Raw genomic sequence first — 15115 nt, 5'->3', positions numbered from 1 at the left:
CCATTGATGGTCGCAGTGATATCCGGCGCGAACTGCTCACAAGGACGCGTCGCGCGAGCATTCTCCACGAGCGCACCCGTATCCTCGCTCCGCCGCTATGCCGAAATCGTCACAATCCACGCGCACGCTCACCAAGACCCGAATGCTCGCCGTTCCTACCATGAGCGGCATGAAAACGTTGAACATCATCGATTCGCACACAGGCGGTGAACCGACCCGTCTCGTGGTGTCAGGTGGTCCCGAGCTCGGCGGCGGCACGCTCGCGCAACGGCTCGACGTATTCCGCACGCGCTTCGATGACTGGCGCGCGGGCATCGTCACCGAGCCGCGCGGTTCGGACGTAGTGGTCGGTGCGTTGCTGTGCGAGCCGGACGACCCCACGTGCGCGGCCGGCGTGATCTTCTTCAACAACGTCGGCTATCTCGGCATGTGCGGGCACGGAACGATCGGGCTCGTCGTGTCGCTCGCGCACATGGGACGGATCGGGCCGGGGCGTCACCGGATCGAGACGCCGGTCGGCGTGGTCGAAGCGATGCTTAACGATGACGGAAGCGTCGCCGTGCGCAACGTGCCGGCCTATCGCTATCGCGCGGCGGTGCGCGTCGATGTGCCCGGTTATGGCACGTTGACCGGCGATATCGGCTGGGGCGGCAACTGGTTTTTTCTCGTCGCCGATCATGGGCGCTTACTGGACGCGTCGGATCTTCCCGGCCTGACCGCGTTCAGTTCGGCGATTCGCGATGCGCTGATTGCCCAGCAAATCACCGGCGCGGACGGCGCGCTGATCGACCACATCGAACTCTTCGGACCCGGTTCGCGCGACGGCATCGACAGCCGCAGTTTCGTGCTGTGTCCCGGCAATGCGTACGATCGCTCGCCGTGCGGCACCGGCACCAGTGCGAAAGTCGCGTGTCTCGCGGCCGACGGCAAGCTGGCCGAGGGCGCGGTGTGGCGGCAGGAGAGCATCATCGGCAGCGTGTTCGAGGCGAGCTACGTTCAGGCGGGCGACGGAGTCTCGGTGATTCCCACCATTACGGGCCACGCGCACATCACGGCGCAAGGGCAACTCTGTTTCGACGAGCGCGATCCATTCGCGTGGGGCATTCGCACGACATGAGCGCGGACGTCGTAATAGTCGGGGCCGGTATTGTCGGTGCTGCATGCGCGGCGGAATTGGCCGCGCTCGGCATGCGGGTCGACGTGCTCGACGCGCAGCGCATTGGCGGCGGCGCGACGGCGGCGGGTATGGGCCATATCGTCGTGATGAACGACTCGCCGGCGGAATTCGCGCTGAGTCGCTATTCGCGCGATTTGTGGCTCCAACTCGCGCCGCAGTTGCGTGCGCGCGACGCGTTTGCGCGTTGCGGCACGCTGTGGGCCGCCGCCGACGAAGAAGAATGGGAAGCCGCCCGCGCGATGCAAGCGGCGTTCGAAGCGCACGGCGTCGCCGCCCAACTGCTGAGCGCAGCCGAACTGCGCGACTGCGAGCCGGCATTGGCCGCGTCGTTGACGGGCGGCTTGCGTATCGAGCACGACAGCATCGTGTATGCACCCACCGCCGCCGAGTGGCTGCTGACGCAATCGCCCAATGCCGCGAACATCCGCGTGCGGCTCGCGGCGCCGGTGGCGTCGGTCAAGGCGGGCGGCGTCACGCTGGCCGACGGCGAACACGTCGGCGCGGCGCATGTGATCGTGGCCAACGGGCTGGGCGCGCGGCAACTCGTGCCGCGCCTGCCCTTGCAAGCGAAAAAGGGCCATCTGCTGATCACCGACCGCTATCCTGGACTGATCCGTCATCAACTGCTTGAACTCGGCTACATCAAGAGCGCGCACCACGCGGGCGGCACGTCGGTCGCATTCAATGTGCAACCGCGGCCCACGGGGCAACTGTTGATCGGCTCGTCGCGCCAGTTCGACACCACCGATCCCACCGTCGAAATGCCCGTGCTCGCGCAGATGCTGCAACGCGCCGCTCGCTATCTGCCGGTGCTGCCGACGCTCAACGGTATTCGCGCGTGGACTGGCTTTCGCGCGGCTTCGCCGGACGGATTGCCGCTGATTGGACCGGCCGGCGAGCTTGCGCCGGGCGTGTGGCTCGCTGTCGGTCACGAGGGGCTAGGCGTGACGACCTCGCTCGCCACCGCCAAACTGCTCGCCGCGCAGATCACGGCGAGCGCCATGCCGATTCCGGTGGAACCTTATTTGCCCATCCGTTTCGTCGAGCAGGTGGCTCATGAATGACGCAGACGCCGACGCCGACGCCGACACGGCCCGCATCCGTTTGAGCATAGACGGCCGGCGTATCGACGTCGAAGCCGGCACGACCGTGGCCGCGGCACTCGTTATTGCGGGCGTGAAGGGTGCGCGGCTGTCGGCCGGCGGCGAGCGCCGCAGCGCTTTGTGCGGTATGGGCGTGTGCCAGGAGTGCCGCGTGACGATCGACGGCCGGGCACATGCGCTGGCTTGCCAGACACTGTGCCACGCAGGCCAGATCATCCACACGCACGACGCGGCGCTCGCGCGATGACGCTGCGCTTCGACATCGTCGTGGTCGGCAGCGGGCCTGCGGGCCTGAACGCCGCACACGCAGCGTTGCGCGAAGGCGCCACGGTTGCGCTGATCGATGACAATCCGCGCGCCGGCGGCCAGATCTGGCGGCAAGGTCCGGGGCAGGCGCCGCAAGCGCCACTGCACACGCTTCTCGCTGCATTGAAACAGCAGAGCGAGCTCACCCACTGGCCATCGACTCGCGTAATCGCACCGCTGGCTTCGCGCGGCTTGCTGCTCGAATCGGCGGAACGGGGTGGTGTGTGCATCAGCTATGACCGATTGATCCTCGCGACCGGTGCGCGTGAGCGGCTTTTACCGTTCGCGGGCTGGACCTTGCCCGGCGTCACCGGCGCAGGCGCGTTGCAGGCGCTGATCAAAGGCGGCATGCCGGTGCGTGACGAACGGATCGTGATCGCCGGCAGTGGTCCCTTGCTGATCGCCGCGCTCGCCACGGCACGCGCGGCCGGTGCGCGGGTGGTGGCAGTGGTAGAGCAGGCGCCGGCGTTCAGGGTCGCGCGCTTCGGCGCTTCACTGCTGAGCGAGCCGGCGAAGTTGCGGCAAGCGCTCGGCATGACGCGCGCTTTCGCAGGATTGCGTTACTGGAGCGGCAGTATCGTGCGCGAGGTGCAGGGCGCAGGCCGTGTGCAGCGAGCGATCATTCAGCGTGGCAGCCAGCCGGAGGTGACGCTCGATTGCGAGCGCGTCGCTTCCGGCTATGGACTCGTGCCGAACATCACGCTCGCGCAGGCGCTCGGCTGCGCGATCAGCGACGTGGGCGAGATCGTCGTCGACGGCGAGCAGCGCACGTCGGTCGACTGTGTGTTTGCGGCAGGCGAATGCACCGCCATCGGCGGCGCCGAACTGGCGTGTGTCGAGGGAGAGATCGCCGGGCTCGCGGCGAGCGGCGCTGCCGCTGCAAAGCGCGCGGCGCTGCATTCGACACGGGCACGCTGGCGCCGCTTCGGCCGCCGCGTCGACAGCGCCTTCGCGTTGCAGGACGCCGCGCGCATGCCGCCCGCCGATGCCACGCTGTTGTGCCGTTGCGAAGACGTGAGCATCGGCGAGGTGCGCCACTGCGCGGACTGGCGCGAGGCCAAGCTGCATACGCGTTGCGGTATGGGCGCGTGCCAGGGACGAATCTGCGGCGCGGCTGCGAGCGTGTACTTCGGTTGGCCGGCCGCGGCGCCGCGCCCGCCGTTCAGTCCGGCGCAAATCGGCACGCTGATGACGCCTGGCGCGCAGCCGCCGCCGGGCGACTGACGTTCCCGCACCCACACGTCGCAGGATGGCTCCGGATATAGTCGGCTCAAGCGCCGCTCTATAATCGACCGACTGCGCCCAAGTCATTCGCGAATACGCCTTCTCAGCAACGGACCAACGGAACCCGCACGATGAACACACTCGCTCATCCGCTCGAACCGGACAATGCCACGCTGGCGGACATGCTGTCGCACTTCAGGTTGCTGGAGCCGGTGTTCGACGCGATGCCGGACGTCGTGTTCTTCGTGAAGGATGCCGACGCGCGTTACGCGCTCGTCAATCGTACGCTGGCCTCGCGTTGCGGTTTCAAGGAAAAGGCCGCGCTGCTCGGCAAAACCGCCGAGGATGTGTTCCCGCGCCGCTTCGGGCGAATCTACACGGCGCAAGACAAGGCGATCATCGGCATCGGCAGCCAGATGCTGGATCAACTGGAACTGCACCTGTATCCCGGCCGCCAGCCTGGCTGGTGTCTCACGTGCAAGCAGCCGCTGCGGGACCCGGCGGGCAAGGTGGTCGGGCTCGCCGGCATTTCCCGCGATCTGAAAGCGGACGAGAGCAGCCACCCGGCCTACAGCCGGCTTGCAGCGGTCGTGCAGTCGATCCAGGAAAACTATGTGCAGCCGTTGAATCTGAAGCAGCTCGCTGCGATGGCGGATATGTCGGTCGCGCAACTGGAACGCTACTTTCACAAAGTGTTTCATCTGACGCCGCGTCAGGTGCTGCTGAAAACGCGTCTCGACGCGGCGACCGCACTGCTGGTGTCGCACGACAAGGTCACCGACGTCGCCGCCCTCTGCGGTTACACCGACCACAGCGCATTCACACGGCAATTCAAGGCGACCGTCGGCGTCACGCCGAGCGAATACCGGATGCTGCTGCACGGCACCTCGCGGAGTTGAGCCGCCGCCCATGGTTCGTCGCAGGCATCACTACTACGTGTACGTCGTCGCACTCGACGATGCGGTCTGGAACGAGGCGCGCTTTCGCCGCGCGAATCCGGATTACCGGTTCGACAAGCCTTGCGTGTACGTGGGGATGACGGGACTGGACCCTGACTTGCGCTTTGACCGGCATAAGGCCGGCATTCAGGCGAACCGCTATGTGCGCGATTACGGCTTGCGTCTTGTGCCTGAACTATACGAAGTGTTCAATCCCATGCCTTACCGCGGCGCACAGGATATGGAAGTGGAACTGGCGATCGGGCTGCGCGAAGCGGGATACGGCGTGTGGCAGGCTTGAACTGGGTGGATGTGAGGGTGGATGCCTGCGTGCCGGGGACGTGAACGGGCCGAAGCGCGTCGACCCGGGACTTCGGCTCTCTTGCCTGGGCTCGCTTTACTTGACGCCGAGGCCGCGCAGCACTGCATTGCCCTCGCGCGTCAGACGGATATGCGATGAGCCGGCGTCGCCGGAAACCGTTTCGATCAGACCGGCTTCGTGGAGCAGAGGAATCTCGGGTTTCGCGGACGCGTCGATCGGCGCGTGCAATAACAGCAGCAGCGTTGCCAGTTCGTGATGGCTCAGCAGACGGCGCAGTATGGTGGGGCGCTTTGCCGGCGCTGGCGTGTCGTTCGTGTTGGGATCGGACTGGTTCATGGTGCGCACCTCGTGCGGGGTCGTGTCCGGCGGATCATGCGGACGGAGTCTTAAACGATTCTTAAGACCCATTGTCCTGTAACACCGTGACATGAACATTGCAACGGGACAACTTTCCCAGGCGTCCCACTTACAGTTCCTTAACCCGCAAACCCTTACGGAGCGCAGGTTTTGCCGGCCGACTCGAGCCACAGATTGTTGACATGGCGCTTGCCCGCATAGAAACGGTAAGTCGTAGCGCCATTGTCGCTGCGTACCTTGATGATGTTCGAATCGCCAAAATCGAGCATCTGGCCTTGCGGGATCGCGGTGGATTTGAACGCGGCGTCGTGGCGCGTGGCGACTTGGGTCAGGCAGGCGACGACGTCGTCGACGGAGCGCTGCGTGGTGGTGTCCGTGACGGGCTCGCCGGCATCCGGATTCTTCTGAAAGTACGCGCAAGCGCTGAGAAGCAGGGGAACTGACAGGACTACGGCAAACTTCTTCATATCTCTCCTGGCGTTTCATTCGGCCGACAGGGATGTGACCCCCGTATATGGCGCGGCCGCGCGGCGTGCGCCGCAACAATCAGGCGCCATTATATCGGGGCGGCGCGGATGCCCGAGGCGAGGTCGCATGTGGCGTGCCTGAGACGCGGGACGATGCGGCTGAACTGTTTGGGCTGCCGGGTCTGCCGAACCGCCAACGCCAACGCCAACGCCAACGCCAACGCCAACGCCAACGCCAACGCCAACGCCAACGCCAACGCCAACGCCAACGCCAACCGCCAACCGCCAACCGCCAACTGCAACTGCAACTGCCAACCGCCCAAACCGCCCCCGGTCCGCAGGAAAAGCAGACCGCCCGCCACCTACTTACGCCGCTGCGCCTGCGCAGCAAGCCGCACCGCAGCATTAGCCGCGCCGTAACCGTCGTAACCGCCACGCCGCTCGACGATCTCCAGGAAAAGGCGCTGATCCAGTTGTTCCGTGTAAGCGTGAAAAAACTCGCCCCCACGCTCATCGCGGTCGTACAGGATATTGCTGGCGCGCAGCGCCTCCAGCATCTCGTCGGGCAACCCGTAACGCGCGGCGAGATCGTCGTAGTAATTGCGCGGGATGCGCAACACCGGCAGGCCATCGGCGACGAATTCGGGAATCGCGCTAAAGATGTCGCCCGTGCTGAACGCCACGTGGTTCAGGCCGGAGCCGTGATACGTATGCAGCGCTTCGGCCACCGCCGTGTGGTGATCGACCGACGCGTTCAGCACGATCCGCACCGAGCCATCCCGGCTGCGCAGCGCGCGGCTGCGCACCAGTCCGTACGGGTCGGGCACCAGCACGCCCGGCTCGGCCTGGAAGCCCAGCGCGGTTCTCAGAAACAACACCCACGTATCCAGCGAATTCGCCGGTACAGACAGACACACGTGATCGATACGGGACAGCGGCCCCACTTCGGTCGGACCGTTGACGTCGGTGAGGACGAAATCGGCTTCGAACAGCGTGGGCTGATCGGGCGTTTCGTCGACGAAATAGTTCAGGCTGCTGTCAGGCCCCTGCACGGCGGGCAGCACGCGCTCGTTCGGGCCGATCTGACCGGAGAACGGCGCGTAGCCGAAGCCGGCCGCGCGTTCGAACGCCTGATTGGCGTCGTCGACGCGAAACGCCGACGCGCACAGCGACAGCCCGTGCTGCTGGAAGAACGCGTTGGCGAACGAATCGGGCTCGGCGTTCAGCACGATCGACGCGGCGCCGTGCTGGAACAGCGTGACCTCTTTCGAGCGATGCTCGCCGGCCTGGCGAAAACGCAGCTTGCCGAGCCAGTCGACGAGTTGCGCGCGCGTGGTGTGGTCGACCGCGAATTCGAGGAACTGATAGCCGACGTGCGCGGGCGCCGCCGGCGAGCGGTACAGGTCGCCGACCGGTTGCTGAGCCGTTTCGAGCAGCGCGCGGGTCTGTTCTTCGAGGAACAGCAGCGAGCGGTGACCGTCCGCGGCCGTGATCGTGGTGGGGGCGGCGCGAAAGCCGTCGTTGAAAATCTCCAGCGAAAGCGGACCCTTATAGCCCGTTTTCACGACCTGTGCGGTGAAGTTCGCCAGGTCGAAATCGCCCTGGCCGGGGAAGCACCGGTAGTGGCGGCTCCATTCGAGCACGTCCATCGCGAGCTTCGGCGCGTCGGCGATCTGCACGAACGCGATGCGTTCTCCCGGAATATCGGCGATCGCGTCCACCGTGTCGTTGAGCGACAGCGTGTGAAAACTGTCGAGCACGAGCCCGAGGTTCGGATGGTTCACCGCGTCGACGAGTTTCCAGGCGTGGCGGTAAGTCTTGACGTGCTTACCCCACGCGAGCGCCTCGTAACCGGCGATCACGCCGGCCGCCTCGGCCGCGCGGGCCAGCGCGCCCAGTTGATCGACCATCAGCGCGTCGTCGCCGATGGTGTCGGGCGACACGTTGCTGCACACCAGAATGCGGTCCGTGCCCAGTTCGTGCATCACGTCGAACTTGCGTTTCGCGCGATCCAGATTGCGTTCGAGGCGCTCCGGGCTCACGCCGTCGAAATCGCGGAACGGCTGGAACAGCATGATCTTCAGCCCGAGATCTTCCGCGATGCGGCGCACGTCGGCGGGAGAGCCGTCGAAATACAGCAGATCGTTCTCGAAAATCTCGACGCCTTCGAAGCCCGCCGCCCGGATCGCGGTCAACTTCTCGACGAGGGTTCCGCTAATCGATACGGTGGCAATCGAACGTTGCATGAACGGCTCCTGCAAAAACTATCAGAACGGCAGTGGAAGAATGCGCACACCGGTCAGCGCGGCGCGCCCGCGCGTGTCGCGCGATGCATGCTGCAATGCGCAAACACGCCGGCCGGTGATGTGCACCCGCAAGACGCAGGCCGGAATTACCCACTCTAACGGAAAGTTTCGCCAGTTTATACAAACTAACTAGATGGTACAAATTCGTAGAAACCCCCAATGACGAGACTCGTCGATGGGTGCACACTTCGCTCCACGTCGAGGAGCAACCACGAGTGGCGTGGTCAGGTTGGCGCCTTACTTTGCAGGAGTCGTTGTCATGAGTTTTGCTTCCGTACTGGTCCTCAACGGACCGAACCTCAATCTGCTCGGCACGCGCGAGCCGGCCATCTATGGCGTGGAAACGCTCGACGACGTCGCGAAGCTGTGCCGCGACGCGGGCGAGCGCCTCGGTCTCGCGGTCGACTTCTGCCAGTCGAACGCCGAGCATCAGTTGATCGACTGGCTGCACGCGGCGCGCACCAAGGTCGATGGCATCGTGATCAATCCCGCCGCTTACACGCATACGTCGGTTGCGATCGCCGACGCGCTTTCCGCGATCGCCAAGCCGGTCGTCGAAGTGCATATCTCGAACGTGCATCGGCGCGAAGCGTTTCGCCATCACTCGTATGTGTCGGCGGTGGCGGACGCGATCATCGTTGGTTGCGGCACGCAGGGCTACGTCTTCGCTCTGGAGCGGATGGCGACCATCCTTAAGAATAGGGCGGCTAAATGAACACACAAGCGAACACACGAGCAAACGTACCGGCGAACGCGCTGGTCAGCTCACAGGCGACGCCGAATTCGTATCTGGTCGGCCTGATCGGCGCGGGTATCAGCGGATCGCTGACGCCCGCGATGCACGAGGAGGAGGGCAGCAAGCTCGGCCTGCATTACGTGTATCGGCGCATCGATATCGAAGCTTTGAAGCTCGACGCCGCCGCGCTGCCGGACCTGCTGGACGCCGCCGAGCGCATGGGCTTCAACGGTCTGAACATCACGTATCCGTGCAAGCAGGCGGTGATTCCACTGCTCGACGAACTGTCCGACGACGCGCGCGCACTCGGCGCGGTCAACACGGTGCTGTTCAAGGACGGCAAGCGCGTCGGCCACAACACCGACTGGTCCGGCTTCGCGCGTGCGTTCCAGCGCGGCTTGCCCGACGTATCGCTGGAGCGCGTCGTGCAACTCGGCGCCGGCGGCGCGGGGGCGGCGGTCGCGCATGCGGCACTGCAGATGGGTGCGCAGTCGCTCACGCTGTTCGACGTGGACGCCGCGCGTGCCGCCTCGCTCGCCGACGAATTGCAAAAGCGCTTTCCGTCCAGCACGGTCAGCGCCGGCACGTCGCTCGCGGAATCACTTGCCGCCGCCAACGGCCTGATTCACGCGACGCCCACCGGCATGGCGAAATTGCCGGGCCTGCCGTTGCCGATCGAATTGCTGCACCGCGATCTGTGGGTCGCGGACATCGTTTATTTCCCCATCCGCACCGCCTTGCTGCAGGCAGCCGAAGCCCTCGGCTGCCGCACGCTGAGCGGCGGCGGCATGGCGGTGTATCAGGCGGTCGACGCGATGCGCATCTTCACGGGGCTCGAGCCGGACGCCGAACGCGTGTATACGCACTTTCAGTCGTTGCTGCAACGATAACCAGAACGAGGAGACTAGCTCGACATGTCGCAACCAATTCAATCCACTTCTTCCGGCACGCCCCATCAGAAGGGCGCCACGGTCAACCCCGCGCGCCGCTCGAAGGCCCGTTATCAGATTCTCGGACTGCTCGCAGTCGGCACGATGATCAACTATCTGGACCGCACGGTGCTCGGCATCGCGGCGCCGCAGTTGACCAAGGAACTCGGCATCAATGCCGCGATGATGGGGCTGCTGTTCTCCGTCTTCTCCTGGAGCTATGTGGCCGCGCAAATTCCGGGCGGCCTGTTTCTCGACCGCTTCGGCAGCAAGCTGACCTATTTCCTCTCGATGACGCTCTGGTCCCTGTGCACGCTCGCGCAAGGCCTGGTGCACGGTATCGGCGCGCTGTTCGCGTTTCGGCTGGGGCTCGGCGTGTCGGAGGCGCCCTGCTTTCCGACCAATAGCCGCGTGGTGGCCACCTGGTTCCCGCAAAGCGAACGCGCGATGGCGACGGGCACCTACACCGTCGGCGAATATATCGGCCTCGCGTTTTTCAGCCCGTTCCTGTTTATGCTGATGGGCGCGTTCGGCTGGCGTTCGCTGTTCTATGTGGTGGGCGGCGTGGGCATCGTGTTCGGGCTGATCTGGTGGATGTTTTATCGCGAGCCGCACGAGCATCCGTCGGCCAATCAGGACGAGCTGGACTATATCGAAGCGGGCGGCGGTCTCACGCATAGCCGCAAGAGCGCCGATGTGGCGGCGCCGCCTGCGAAGAGCGGCTTCGAATGGCGCACCATCGGACGCCTGCTCAAGCATCGTCAACTGACGGGCATCTGCCTCGGCCAGTTCGCGGGCAATTCGACGCTGGTGTTCTTCCTCACCTGGTTTCCCACGTACCTCGCCACCGAGCGTCACATGGCGTGGCTGAAAATTGGCTTCTTCGCGATCATGCCGTTCATCGCGGCGTCGATCGGCGTGATGTTCGGCGGCGTGTTCTCCGACTGGCTGCTGCGCCGCGGCATCTCGCCGAACGTCGCGCGCAAGCTGCCGATCATCGCCGGCCTGCTGCTCGCGTCAACCATCATTCTCGCCAACTATGTCGAGAGCAACGTGGTGGTGATCGCGATCCTGTCGGTGGCGTTCTTCGCACAGGGGATGGCCGCATTGGGCTGGACGCTCGTGTCGGATATCGCGCCCGAAGGGCTGCTCGGCGTGACCGGAGGCATCTTCAACTTCGCCGCGAACCTGGCCGGCATCATTACGCCGCTGGTGGTGGGTTTCATCGTCGCGGCCACGGGCTCGTTCGTCGGTGCGCTGGTGTTCATCGGCGCGGTCGCACTGATCGGCGCGCTGTCGTACATCTTTATCGTCGGCGATATCAAGCGGATCGTGCTGGTGGATTGAACGGCCTTTCATTGGCCAAATGAGAAACGGGACGTGGGCTTTGGCCCACGTCCCGTTTTCATTTTCATGCTGGCCTGACACAGGCCGATACCGATTCAGGCCCGCTTCAATCGTCCTTGCGCACGAAACGCAGCACGGCGTCGACGATCATCGCGCGATGCCTTGCGCGCAGGCGCGGATGCGACGGATCGCGGCCGAACGCGGTGCCGAACGTATGGCGATTGCCGACGCGGTGAAAGCAAAACGAGCTGATCAGCAGATGCAGATCGATCGGATCGAGGTCGCTGCGGAACTGTCCCGCGGCGATACCGCGCGCGAGCAGATCTTCAATAGTGTGAATCACGGTGACATTGCGGCCCTTGAACGTCTTCACCTGTTCGACGTACTTCGCGCCGTGAATGTTTTCGATGGTCACGAGGCGCACGAAGTCACGCTGACGGTCGTGATAGTCGAACGTGAACTCGACCAGCGCGCGCATGCCTTCGACCGGATCGAGTTCGCTGACGTGCAGATCCTGTTCGAGCGCGCGAATGTCGCCATACACCTTTTCCAGCACGGCCTGGTACAACCCTTCCTTGCTGCCGAAGTAGTAGTACAGCATGCGCTTGGTGGTGTTCGTGCGTTCCGCGATCGCGTCGACGCGTGCGCCCGTCAGTCCCATCGCGGAGAATTCCTGGGTCGCGACGTCGAGGATGTTGCGCTTCGTCTGTTCGGGGTCGTACTTGCGCCGGGCGTCGCCACGCGGCGTATCGGACGGGATGCCGTTGGTATCAGGCTCGGCGGCCTTGCTTCCCTTTTTCATTGTGTATTCGAGCGGCAGTGACGGCGCATTCTAGCATGGCGAAACTGGCCTCTGGCGCGGGTCCTGGGCATAAGTGGCGGCGTATTGCGATGGCTCACACGACGGGGCGCGCGGCCCGGCGCGCGGCGAGCGCGTCGCGCGTCTGCATCGTGGTGTAGGTCAGTTGCGCGGCGGCGAGACCGAGCGCGCCGAAGGCGGGCGTCAGGCCGAAGCGCGCGAACGCGTCGGGCACCGGACGCTCGCCCGCAATGGCCGCCGCGAGCAGTTCGCCGGACATGGCGGTTGGCGCCATGCCGTGTCCGCCGAAACCGACCGCATGCCAGACGCCGTCCGCGCTGCGGCCGATTTGCGGCATCTTGTGCCGTGCGTAGCTCATCAGGCCGCCCCAGGCGTACTCGATCCGCACGTCGCGCAATTGCGGATACACCTTGAGCAGATCGCGCCGCAGCAGTCGTGCGATCGTGTCGGGCGAGCGGTCGCGCACCGAGATGCGGCCGCCCCACAGAATGCGCGTGTCGGGCAAGGGCCGGTAGTAGTCGAACGCGAAGCGGGTGTCGTAGACGGCGGCGCGCGTGTCGATCGCATCGTGCAGGCGCGTGCCGAGCGGTTCGGTTGCCATCACGTAGGTGGCGATCGGCAGCACCGCGCGCTCGACGCGCGCGTAGACGTTGCGCGCATAGCCGCCGCCCGCCATCACAACGTGGCGCGCGTCGAGCGCGCCTTGCGGCGTGTGCACGACGAAGCCGGCGCCCGCGCGCTGCAGGCGCACGACCGGCGAGTGCTCGTGGATTGTGACGCCCGCGCGCGCGGCGGCATCGGCGACGCCGAGCACGTATTTGAGCGGATGAAAGTGGAACGCGTTGCGCTCGAACAGGCCGCCGTGATAGCGGCGCGTCTTCAGCTGCGAAGCGAGTTGCGCGGCCGGCACGGGTTCCCATTCGACGCCGAACGATTCGCGCATCAGGCGCCGTTGCGCGTCGAGGCGCGCCGGTTCGTTGAACCAGTTCGCGAGGATCACGCCGGCATCGGTCGCATCGCAATCGATCCGGTAGCGCGCGATGCGCTGGCGCATCAGATCGACGGCGTCGGTGGTCAGCGTATAGAGTTCGCGGGCGTGAGCGGGGCCGAGGGTTTTCAGCAGGTCGGCGCAATCGAGGCTGTAGCCGCCGAACACAAAGCCGCCGTTGCGTCCCGACGCGCCGAAGCCCACCTGCTGCGCTTCGAGGACGACGACCTCGTCGACGCCGCGCTCCGCGAGTCCCAACGCCGTCGACAAGCCGGCCAGCCCGCCGCCGATGAGGCAGACATGGGCGCTGCGCTGGCCGGCCAGCGGCGCATAGGTGGATGGGCGCGTCACGGTGGCTTCGTAAAAGCTTTGCATGGGACTAAGGGTAGCGGCAATCGCGCGCTCGCGTCCAGTTGCGCTTGAGTGGAGTGACAACGAAGGAGCGGAGCGTCGCGGCATCGCTTGGGCGTTCAACACTCAACACTCCAAACAAAGGGCCGGCATCCGCATACAGCGAACGCCGGCCTCGCCACACAGCTAAAGCCCCCGGCTTACGACACCGGCAGCAGCTTGCCCGTGAACACGACCGGACCACTCGGCGCATTGTGATCCGGCGAGCCGCCCGGCGCTTCGATCGATACCGCAAGCGCCTCGTAATTCTCAGGCTTCTGCTGACCGGCGGTGACCGTGCCGGTCGCGCTGTCCGGCAGCAAGCCGAGCGATACCGGATGTCCACTCGCCGGAATGCCCCACAGTTCCATCGTGCGGCCGGGCGGCACGTCGACCTTGCCGAGCGGTTGGAGCGTCATCGTCGAGCGGCCTTCGTCCCACGCGACCAGCATGACCGGACGCGCGTCCGTGCTGTTCAGCACGGCGACATGCGACACGGACGGTGCCGGCTTCTGCGCGATGGTCGGCGCAGGTGTCGGCGCAGTCGGTACTGTCGGTACTGTCGGTACTGTCGCGGCCGGCAACAGCGCGCGCACCGCGACCACCACGGCGATGGCGGCGAGCGCCGTGGCGCCGATCGCCCACCCGCGCCAGAACGCGAGGTTGTCGAATAGTCCGCGCGAAGGACGCGCCGGCGTTGCCAGTCCTCTACGCGGCCGCGCGGCTTGGCGCGTGGCGCTCAGGCCGAGATGCCGCTCGATCGCTTCCCACACGGCCGCCGGCGGCATGCGCGGCTCGGCGAGTTCGGCCATCGGCGCGAGGTGCCGCTGCCATGCGTCGATCGCGGTGCGGATCGACGCGTCCTGATCCGCATACCGTTGAAAGCGGCGCCGGGCGGCGCCGCGCAACGTGCCGAGCACGTACTCGGCGGCCAGCAGATCGACGAGCTTAGGATAGCGAGTCAGATTCATTCCTCGCCTCCCAGACAGGTTTTCAGTTTGGCGAGGCCGCGTCTGATCCAGGATTTGATGGTGCCGAGCGGCACCCTCAGCATGTCGGCGATCTCGCTATGGCTCTGATCGCGCAGGTAGGCAAGCGCCACCGCCTGACGCTGCGCCGGTTCCAGTTGCTGCATGCAGCCGGCCAGCAGGCGTGCCTGCAAGCTGACCGCGGTCAACGCTTCGGGATCCGGATCGCTGCTTGCCACGAGATCGTCCAACGCATCGCTCCATTCCGTTTCCTGCATATTGACCCGTCGCAGGTGATCGAGAGCACGGTTTCGGACGATCGCGGACATCCACGTCATCGGTGCGGACAGTGCGCGGCGATAGTCGCCGGCAAAGCGCCAGATATTGACGAAGCTGTCTTGCAAGACTTCTTCGGCCCACTCATGCCTGCTCAATATACGGAGCGCGAGACCAAACAGTTTCGGGGCGGCGAGCTCATAGAGCTCGCGCAATGCCGCTGCATCTTCCTTGGCAATGCGTTCGAGCAGCTCGGCGAGGGTTTCCGGCGTCAGTTCTCGAGGATCGGCGGTCATGGAAAGAAGTAGGATGGGCTTGCGGGCCTATGTTACTCACATTCTTCCCGGCCTTATATGTGGATTTTTCGCGCGGCGTGCATCCGTGTGGCGATGGAATGCGTATAGGGAAACAGCGGGGCAACAGCGGGGCAACGGAGGCTGGCGTTGCGCTTATACGTGCGA

General features: G+C 65.2%; 16 protein-coding genes. 9 read left to right on the top strand and 7 right to left on the bottom strand.

Annotated elements, in window-relative coordinates; all coding sequences use genetic code 11:
• Nucleotides 1-160 precede the first annotated feature (160 nt).
• From B0G69_RS28945 to B0G69_RS28920, 6 genes are all read left to right on the top strand, one after another.
• Nucleotides 161-1117, top strand: coding sequence for a 4-hydroxyproline epimerase (locus tag B0G69_RS28945; RefSeq protein WP_121323938.1), 957 nt, complete (start codon nucleotides 161-163; stop codon nucleotides 1115-1117).
• The gene (locus tag B0G69_RS28940) at nucleotides 1114-2241 is read left to right on the top strand and encodes an FAD-binding oxidoreductase (RefSeq protein WP_121323292.1); all 1128 of its coding nucleotides are present in this window, start codon (nucleotides 1114-1116) and stop codon (nucleotides 2239-2241) included. Before B0G69_RS28945 ends, B0G69_RS28940 begins: the two co-directional genes overlap by 4 nt.
• Nucleotides 2234-2527: a (2Fe-2S)-binding protein gene (locus tag B0G69_RS28935; RefSeq protein WP_121323290.1), complete on the top strand. Its 294-nt coding sequence runs from the start codon at nucleotides 2234-2236 to the stop codon at nucleotides 2525-2527. The genes B0G69_RS28940 and B0G69_RS28935 overlap by 8 nt, the downstream gene beginning before the upstream one ends.
• Nucleotides 2524-3810 carry an FAD-dependent oxidoreductase gene (locus B0G69_RS28930; RefSeq protein WP_121323288.1) on the top strand — a complete coding sequence of 429 codons (1287 nt, stop codon included), beginning with the start codon at nucleotides 2524-2526 and terminating at the stop codon, nucleotides 3808-3810. Before B0G69_RS28935 ends, B0G69_RS28930 begins: the two co-directional genes overlap by 4 nt.
• 131 nt (nucleotides 3811-3941) lie before the next feature.
• On the top strand, nucleotides 3942-4709 hold the full coding sequence (locus B0G69_RS28925; protein ID WP_121323286.1) for an AraC family transcriptional regulator: 768 nt from the start codon (nucleotides 3942-3944) through the stop codon (nucleotides 4707-4709).
• Between the two features lie 10 nt (nucleotides 4710-4719).
• Nucleotides 4720-5049, top strand: coding sequence for a hypothetical protein (locus B0G69_RS28920; RefSeq protein ID WP_121323284.1), 330 nt, complete (start codon nucleotides 4720-4722; stop codon nucleotides 5047-5049).
• A gap of 96 nt (nucleotides 5050-5145) precedes the next feature.
• On the opposite strand, the gene B0G69_RS28915 is transcribed toward B0G69_RS28920, so the two are convergent.
• The 3 genes from B0G69_RS28915 to B0G69_RS28900 form a co-directional block, all read right to left on the bottom strand.
• Nucleotides 5146-5406, bottom strand: a complete 261-nt coding sequence (locus B0G69_RS28915) for a hypothetical protein (RefSeq protein WP_121323282.1) — start codon at nucleotides 5404-5406, stop codon at nucleotides 5146-5148.
• Nucleotides 5407-5561: 155 nt separating this feature from the next.
• Nucleotides 5562-5894, bottom strand: a complete 333-nt coding sequence (locus B0G69_RS28910; RefSeq protein ID WP_121323280.1) for a hypothetical protein — start codon at nucleotides 5892-5894, stop codon at nucleotides 5562-5564.
• 362 nt (nucleotides 5895-6256) lie between these two features.
• Entirely contained in the window at nucleotides 6257-8140 is a 1884-nt protein-coding gene (locus B0G69_RS28900) for a sugar phosphate isomerase/epimerase and 4-hydroxyphenylpyruvate domain-containing protein (protein ID WP_121323276.1), read from the bottom strand.
• A gap of 319 nt (nucleotides 8141-8459) precedes the next feature.
• Here B0G69_RS28900 and aroQ point away from each other — a divergent pair, with 319 nt between their 5' ends.
• Genes aroQ through B0G69_RS28885 form a run of 3 tightly spaced genes read left to right on the top strand, consistent with a single transcriptional unit; the run spans nucleotide 8460 to nucleotide 11212 of the window.
• The gene (gene aroQ / locus B0G69_RS28895; protein WP_121323274.1) at nucleotides 8460-8915 is read left to right on the top strand and encodes a type II 3-dehydroquinate dehydratase; all 456 of its coding nucleotides are present in this window, start codon (nucleotides 8460-8462) and stop codon (nucleotides 8913-8915) included.
• Nucleotides 8912-9826 (top strand): shikimate dehydrogenase, encoded by a 915-nt coding sequence (locus tag B0G69_RS28890; RefSeq protein ID WP_121323272.1) that lies wholly within the window; start codon nucleotides 8912-8914, stop codon nucleotides 9824-9826. Before aroQ ends, B0G69_RS28890 begins: the two co-directional genes overlap by 4 nt.
• A gap of 24 nt (nucleotides 9827-9850) precedes the next feature.
• Nucleotides 9851-11212, top strand: a complete 1362-nt coding sequence (locus B0G69_RS28885) for an MFS transporter (protein WP_121323270.1) — start codon at nucleotides 9851-9853, stop codon at nucleotides 11210-11212.
• 106 nt (nucleotides 11213-11318) lie between these two features.
• Here B0G69_RS28885 and B0G69_RS28880 read toward each other — a convergent pair whose 3' ends face one another.
• From B0G69_RS28880 to B0G69_RS28865, 4 genes are all read right to left on the bottom strand, one after another.
• On the bottom strand, nucleotides 11319-12014 hold the full coding sequence (locus B0G69_RS28880) for a TetR/AcrR family transcriptional regulator (protein WP_121323268.1): 696 nt from the start codon (nucleotides 12012-12014) through the stop codon (nucleotides 11319-11321).
• A 94-nt stretch (nucleotides 12015-12108) separates the two neighbouring features.
• On the bottom strand, nucleotides 12109-13395 hold the full coding sequence (locus tag B0G69_RS28875; RefSeq protein ID WP_121323266.1) for an FAD-binding oxidoreductase: 1287 nt from the start codon (nucleotides 13393-13395) through the stop codon (nucleotides 12109-12111).
• Nucleotides 13396-13571: 176 nt separating this feature from the next.
• Nucleotides 13572-14381: an anti-sigma factor gene (locus B0G69_RS28870; protein WP_121323264.1), complete on the bottom strand. Its 810-nt coding sequence runs from the start codon at nucleotides 14379-14381 to the stop codon at nucleotides 13572-13574.
• Nucleotides 14378-14950: a sigma-70 family RNA polymerase sigma factor gene (locus B0G69_RS28865; protein WP_121323262.1), complete on the bottom strand. Its 573-nt coding sequence runs from the start codon at nucleotides 14948-14950 to the stop codon at nucleotides 14378-14380. Before B0G69_RS28865 ends, B0G69_RS28870 begins: the two co-directional genes overlap by 4 nt.
• Between the last annotated feature and the right edge of the window lie 165 nt (nucleotides 14951-15115).

The sequence above is a fragment of the Paraburkholderia sp. RAU2J genome, assembly GCF_003634845.1.
Lineage (GTDB): Bacteria > Pseudomonadota > Gammaproteobacteria > Burkholderiales > Burkholderiaceae > Paraburkholderia > Paraburkholderia fynbosensis.
Note: the sequence above shows the minus strand (reverse complement) of the source record. Positions and strands in the feature narration are given on the sequence as shown.

Excerpts from the sequence above, each read along its gene's own strand:
- B0G69_RS28925 (WP_121323286.1), top strand. The coding sequence starts at position 3,942 with ATGAACACACTCGCTCATCCGCTCGAACCGGACAATGCCACGCTGGCG.
- B0G69_RS28945 (WP_121323938.1), top strand. The coding sequence starts at position 161 with ATGAGCGGCATGAAAACGTTGAACATCATCGATTCGCACACAGGCGGT.
- B0G69_RS28865 (WP_121323262.1), bottom strand. The coding sequence starts at position 14,950 with ATGACCGCCGATCCTCGAGAACTGACGCCGGAAACCCTCGCCGAGCTG.
- B0G69_RS28930 (WP_121323288.1), top strand. The coding sequence starts at position 2,524 with ATGACGCTGCGCTTCGACATCGTCGTGGTCGGCAGCGGGCCTGCGGGC.
- B0G69_RS28890 (WP_121323272.1), top strand. The coding sequence starts at position 8,912 with ATGAACACACAAGCGAACACACGAGCAAACGTACCGGCGAACGCGCTG.
- B0G69_RS28870 (WP_121323264.1), bottom strand. The coding sequence starts at position 14,381 with ATGAATCTGACTCGCTATCCTAAGCTCGTCGATCTGCTGGCCGCCGAG.
- B0G69_RS28875 (WP_121323266.1), bottom strand. The coding sequence starts at position 13,395 with ATGCAAAGCTTTTACGAAGCCACCGTGACGCGCCCATCCACCTATGCG.
- B0G69_RS28885 (WP_121323270.1), top strand. The coding sequence starts at position 9,851 with ATGTCGCAACCAATTCAATCCACTTCTTCCGGCACGCCCCATCAGAAG.
- B0G69_RS28880 (WP_121323268.1), bottom strand. The coding sequence starts at position 12,014 with ATGAAAAAGGGAAGCAAGGCCGCCGAGCCTGATACCAACGGCATCCCG.
- aroQ (WP_121323274.1), top strand. The coding sequence starts at position 8,460 with ATGAGTTTTGCTTCCGTACTGGTCCTCAACGGACCGAACCTCAATCTG.
- B0G69_RS28910 (WP_121323280.1), bottom strand. The coding sequence starts at position 5,894 with ATGAAGAAGTTTGCCGTAGTCCTGTCAGTTCCCCTGCTTCTCAGCGCT.
- B0G69_RS28935 (WP_121323290.1), top strand. The coding sequence starts at position 2,234 with ATGAATGACGCAGACGCCGACGCCGACGCCGACACGGCCCGCATCCGT.
- B0G69_RS28940 (WP_121323292.1), top strand. The coding sequence starts at position 1,114 with ATGAGCGCGGACGTCGTAATAGTCGGGGCCGGTATTGTCGGTGCTGCA.
- B0G69_RS28915 (WP_121323282.1), bottom strand. The coding sequence starts at position 5,406 with ATGAACCAGTCCGATCCCAACACGAACGACACGCCAGCGCCGGCAAAG.
- B0G69_RS28900 (WP_121323276.1), bottom strand. The coding sequence starts at position 8,140 with ATGCAACGTTCGATTGCCACCGTATCGATTAGCGGAACCCTCGTCGAG.
- B0G69_RS28920 (WP_121323284.1), top strand. The coding sequence starts at position 4,720 with ATGGTTCGTCGCAGGCATCACTACTACGTGTACGTCGTCGCACTCGAC.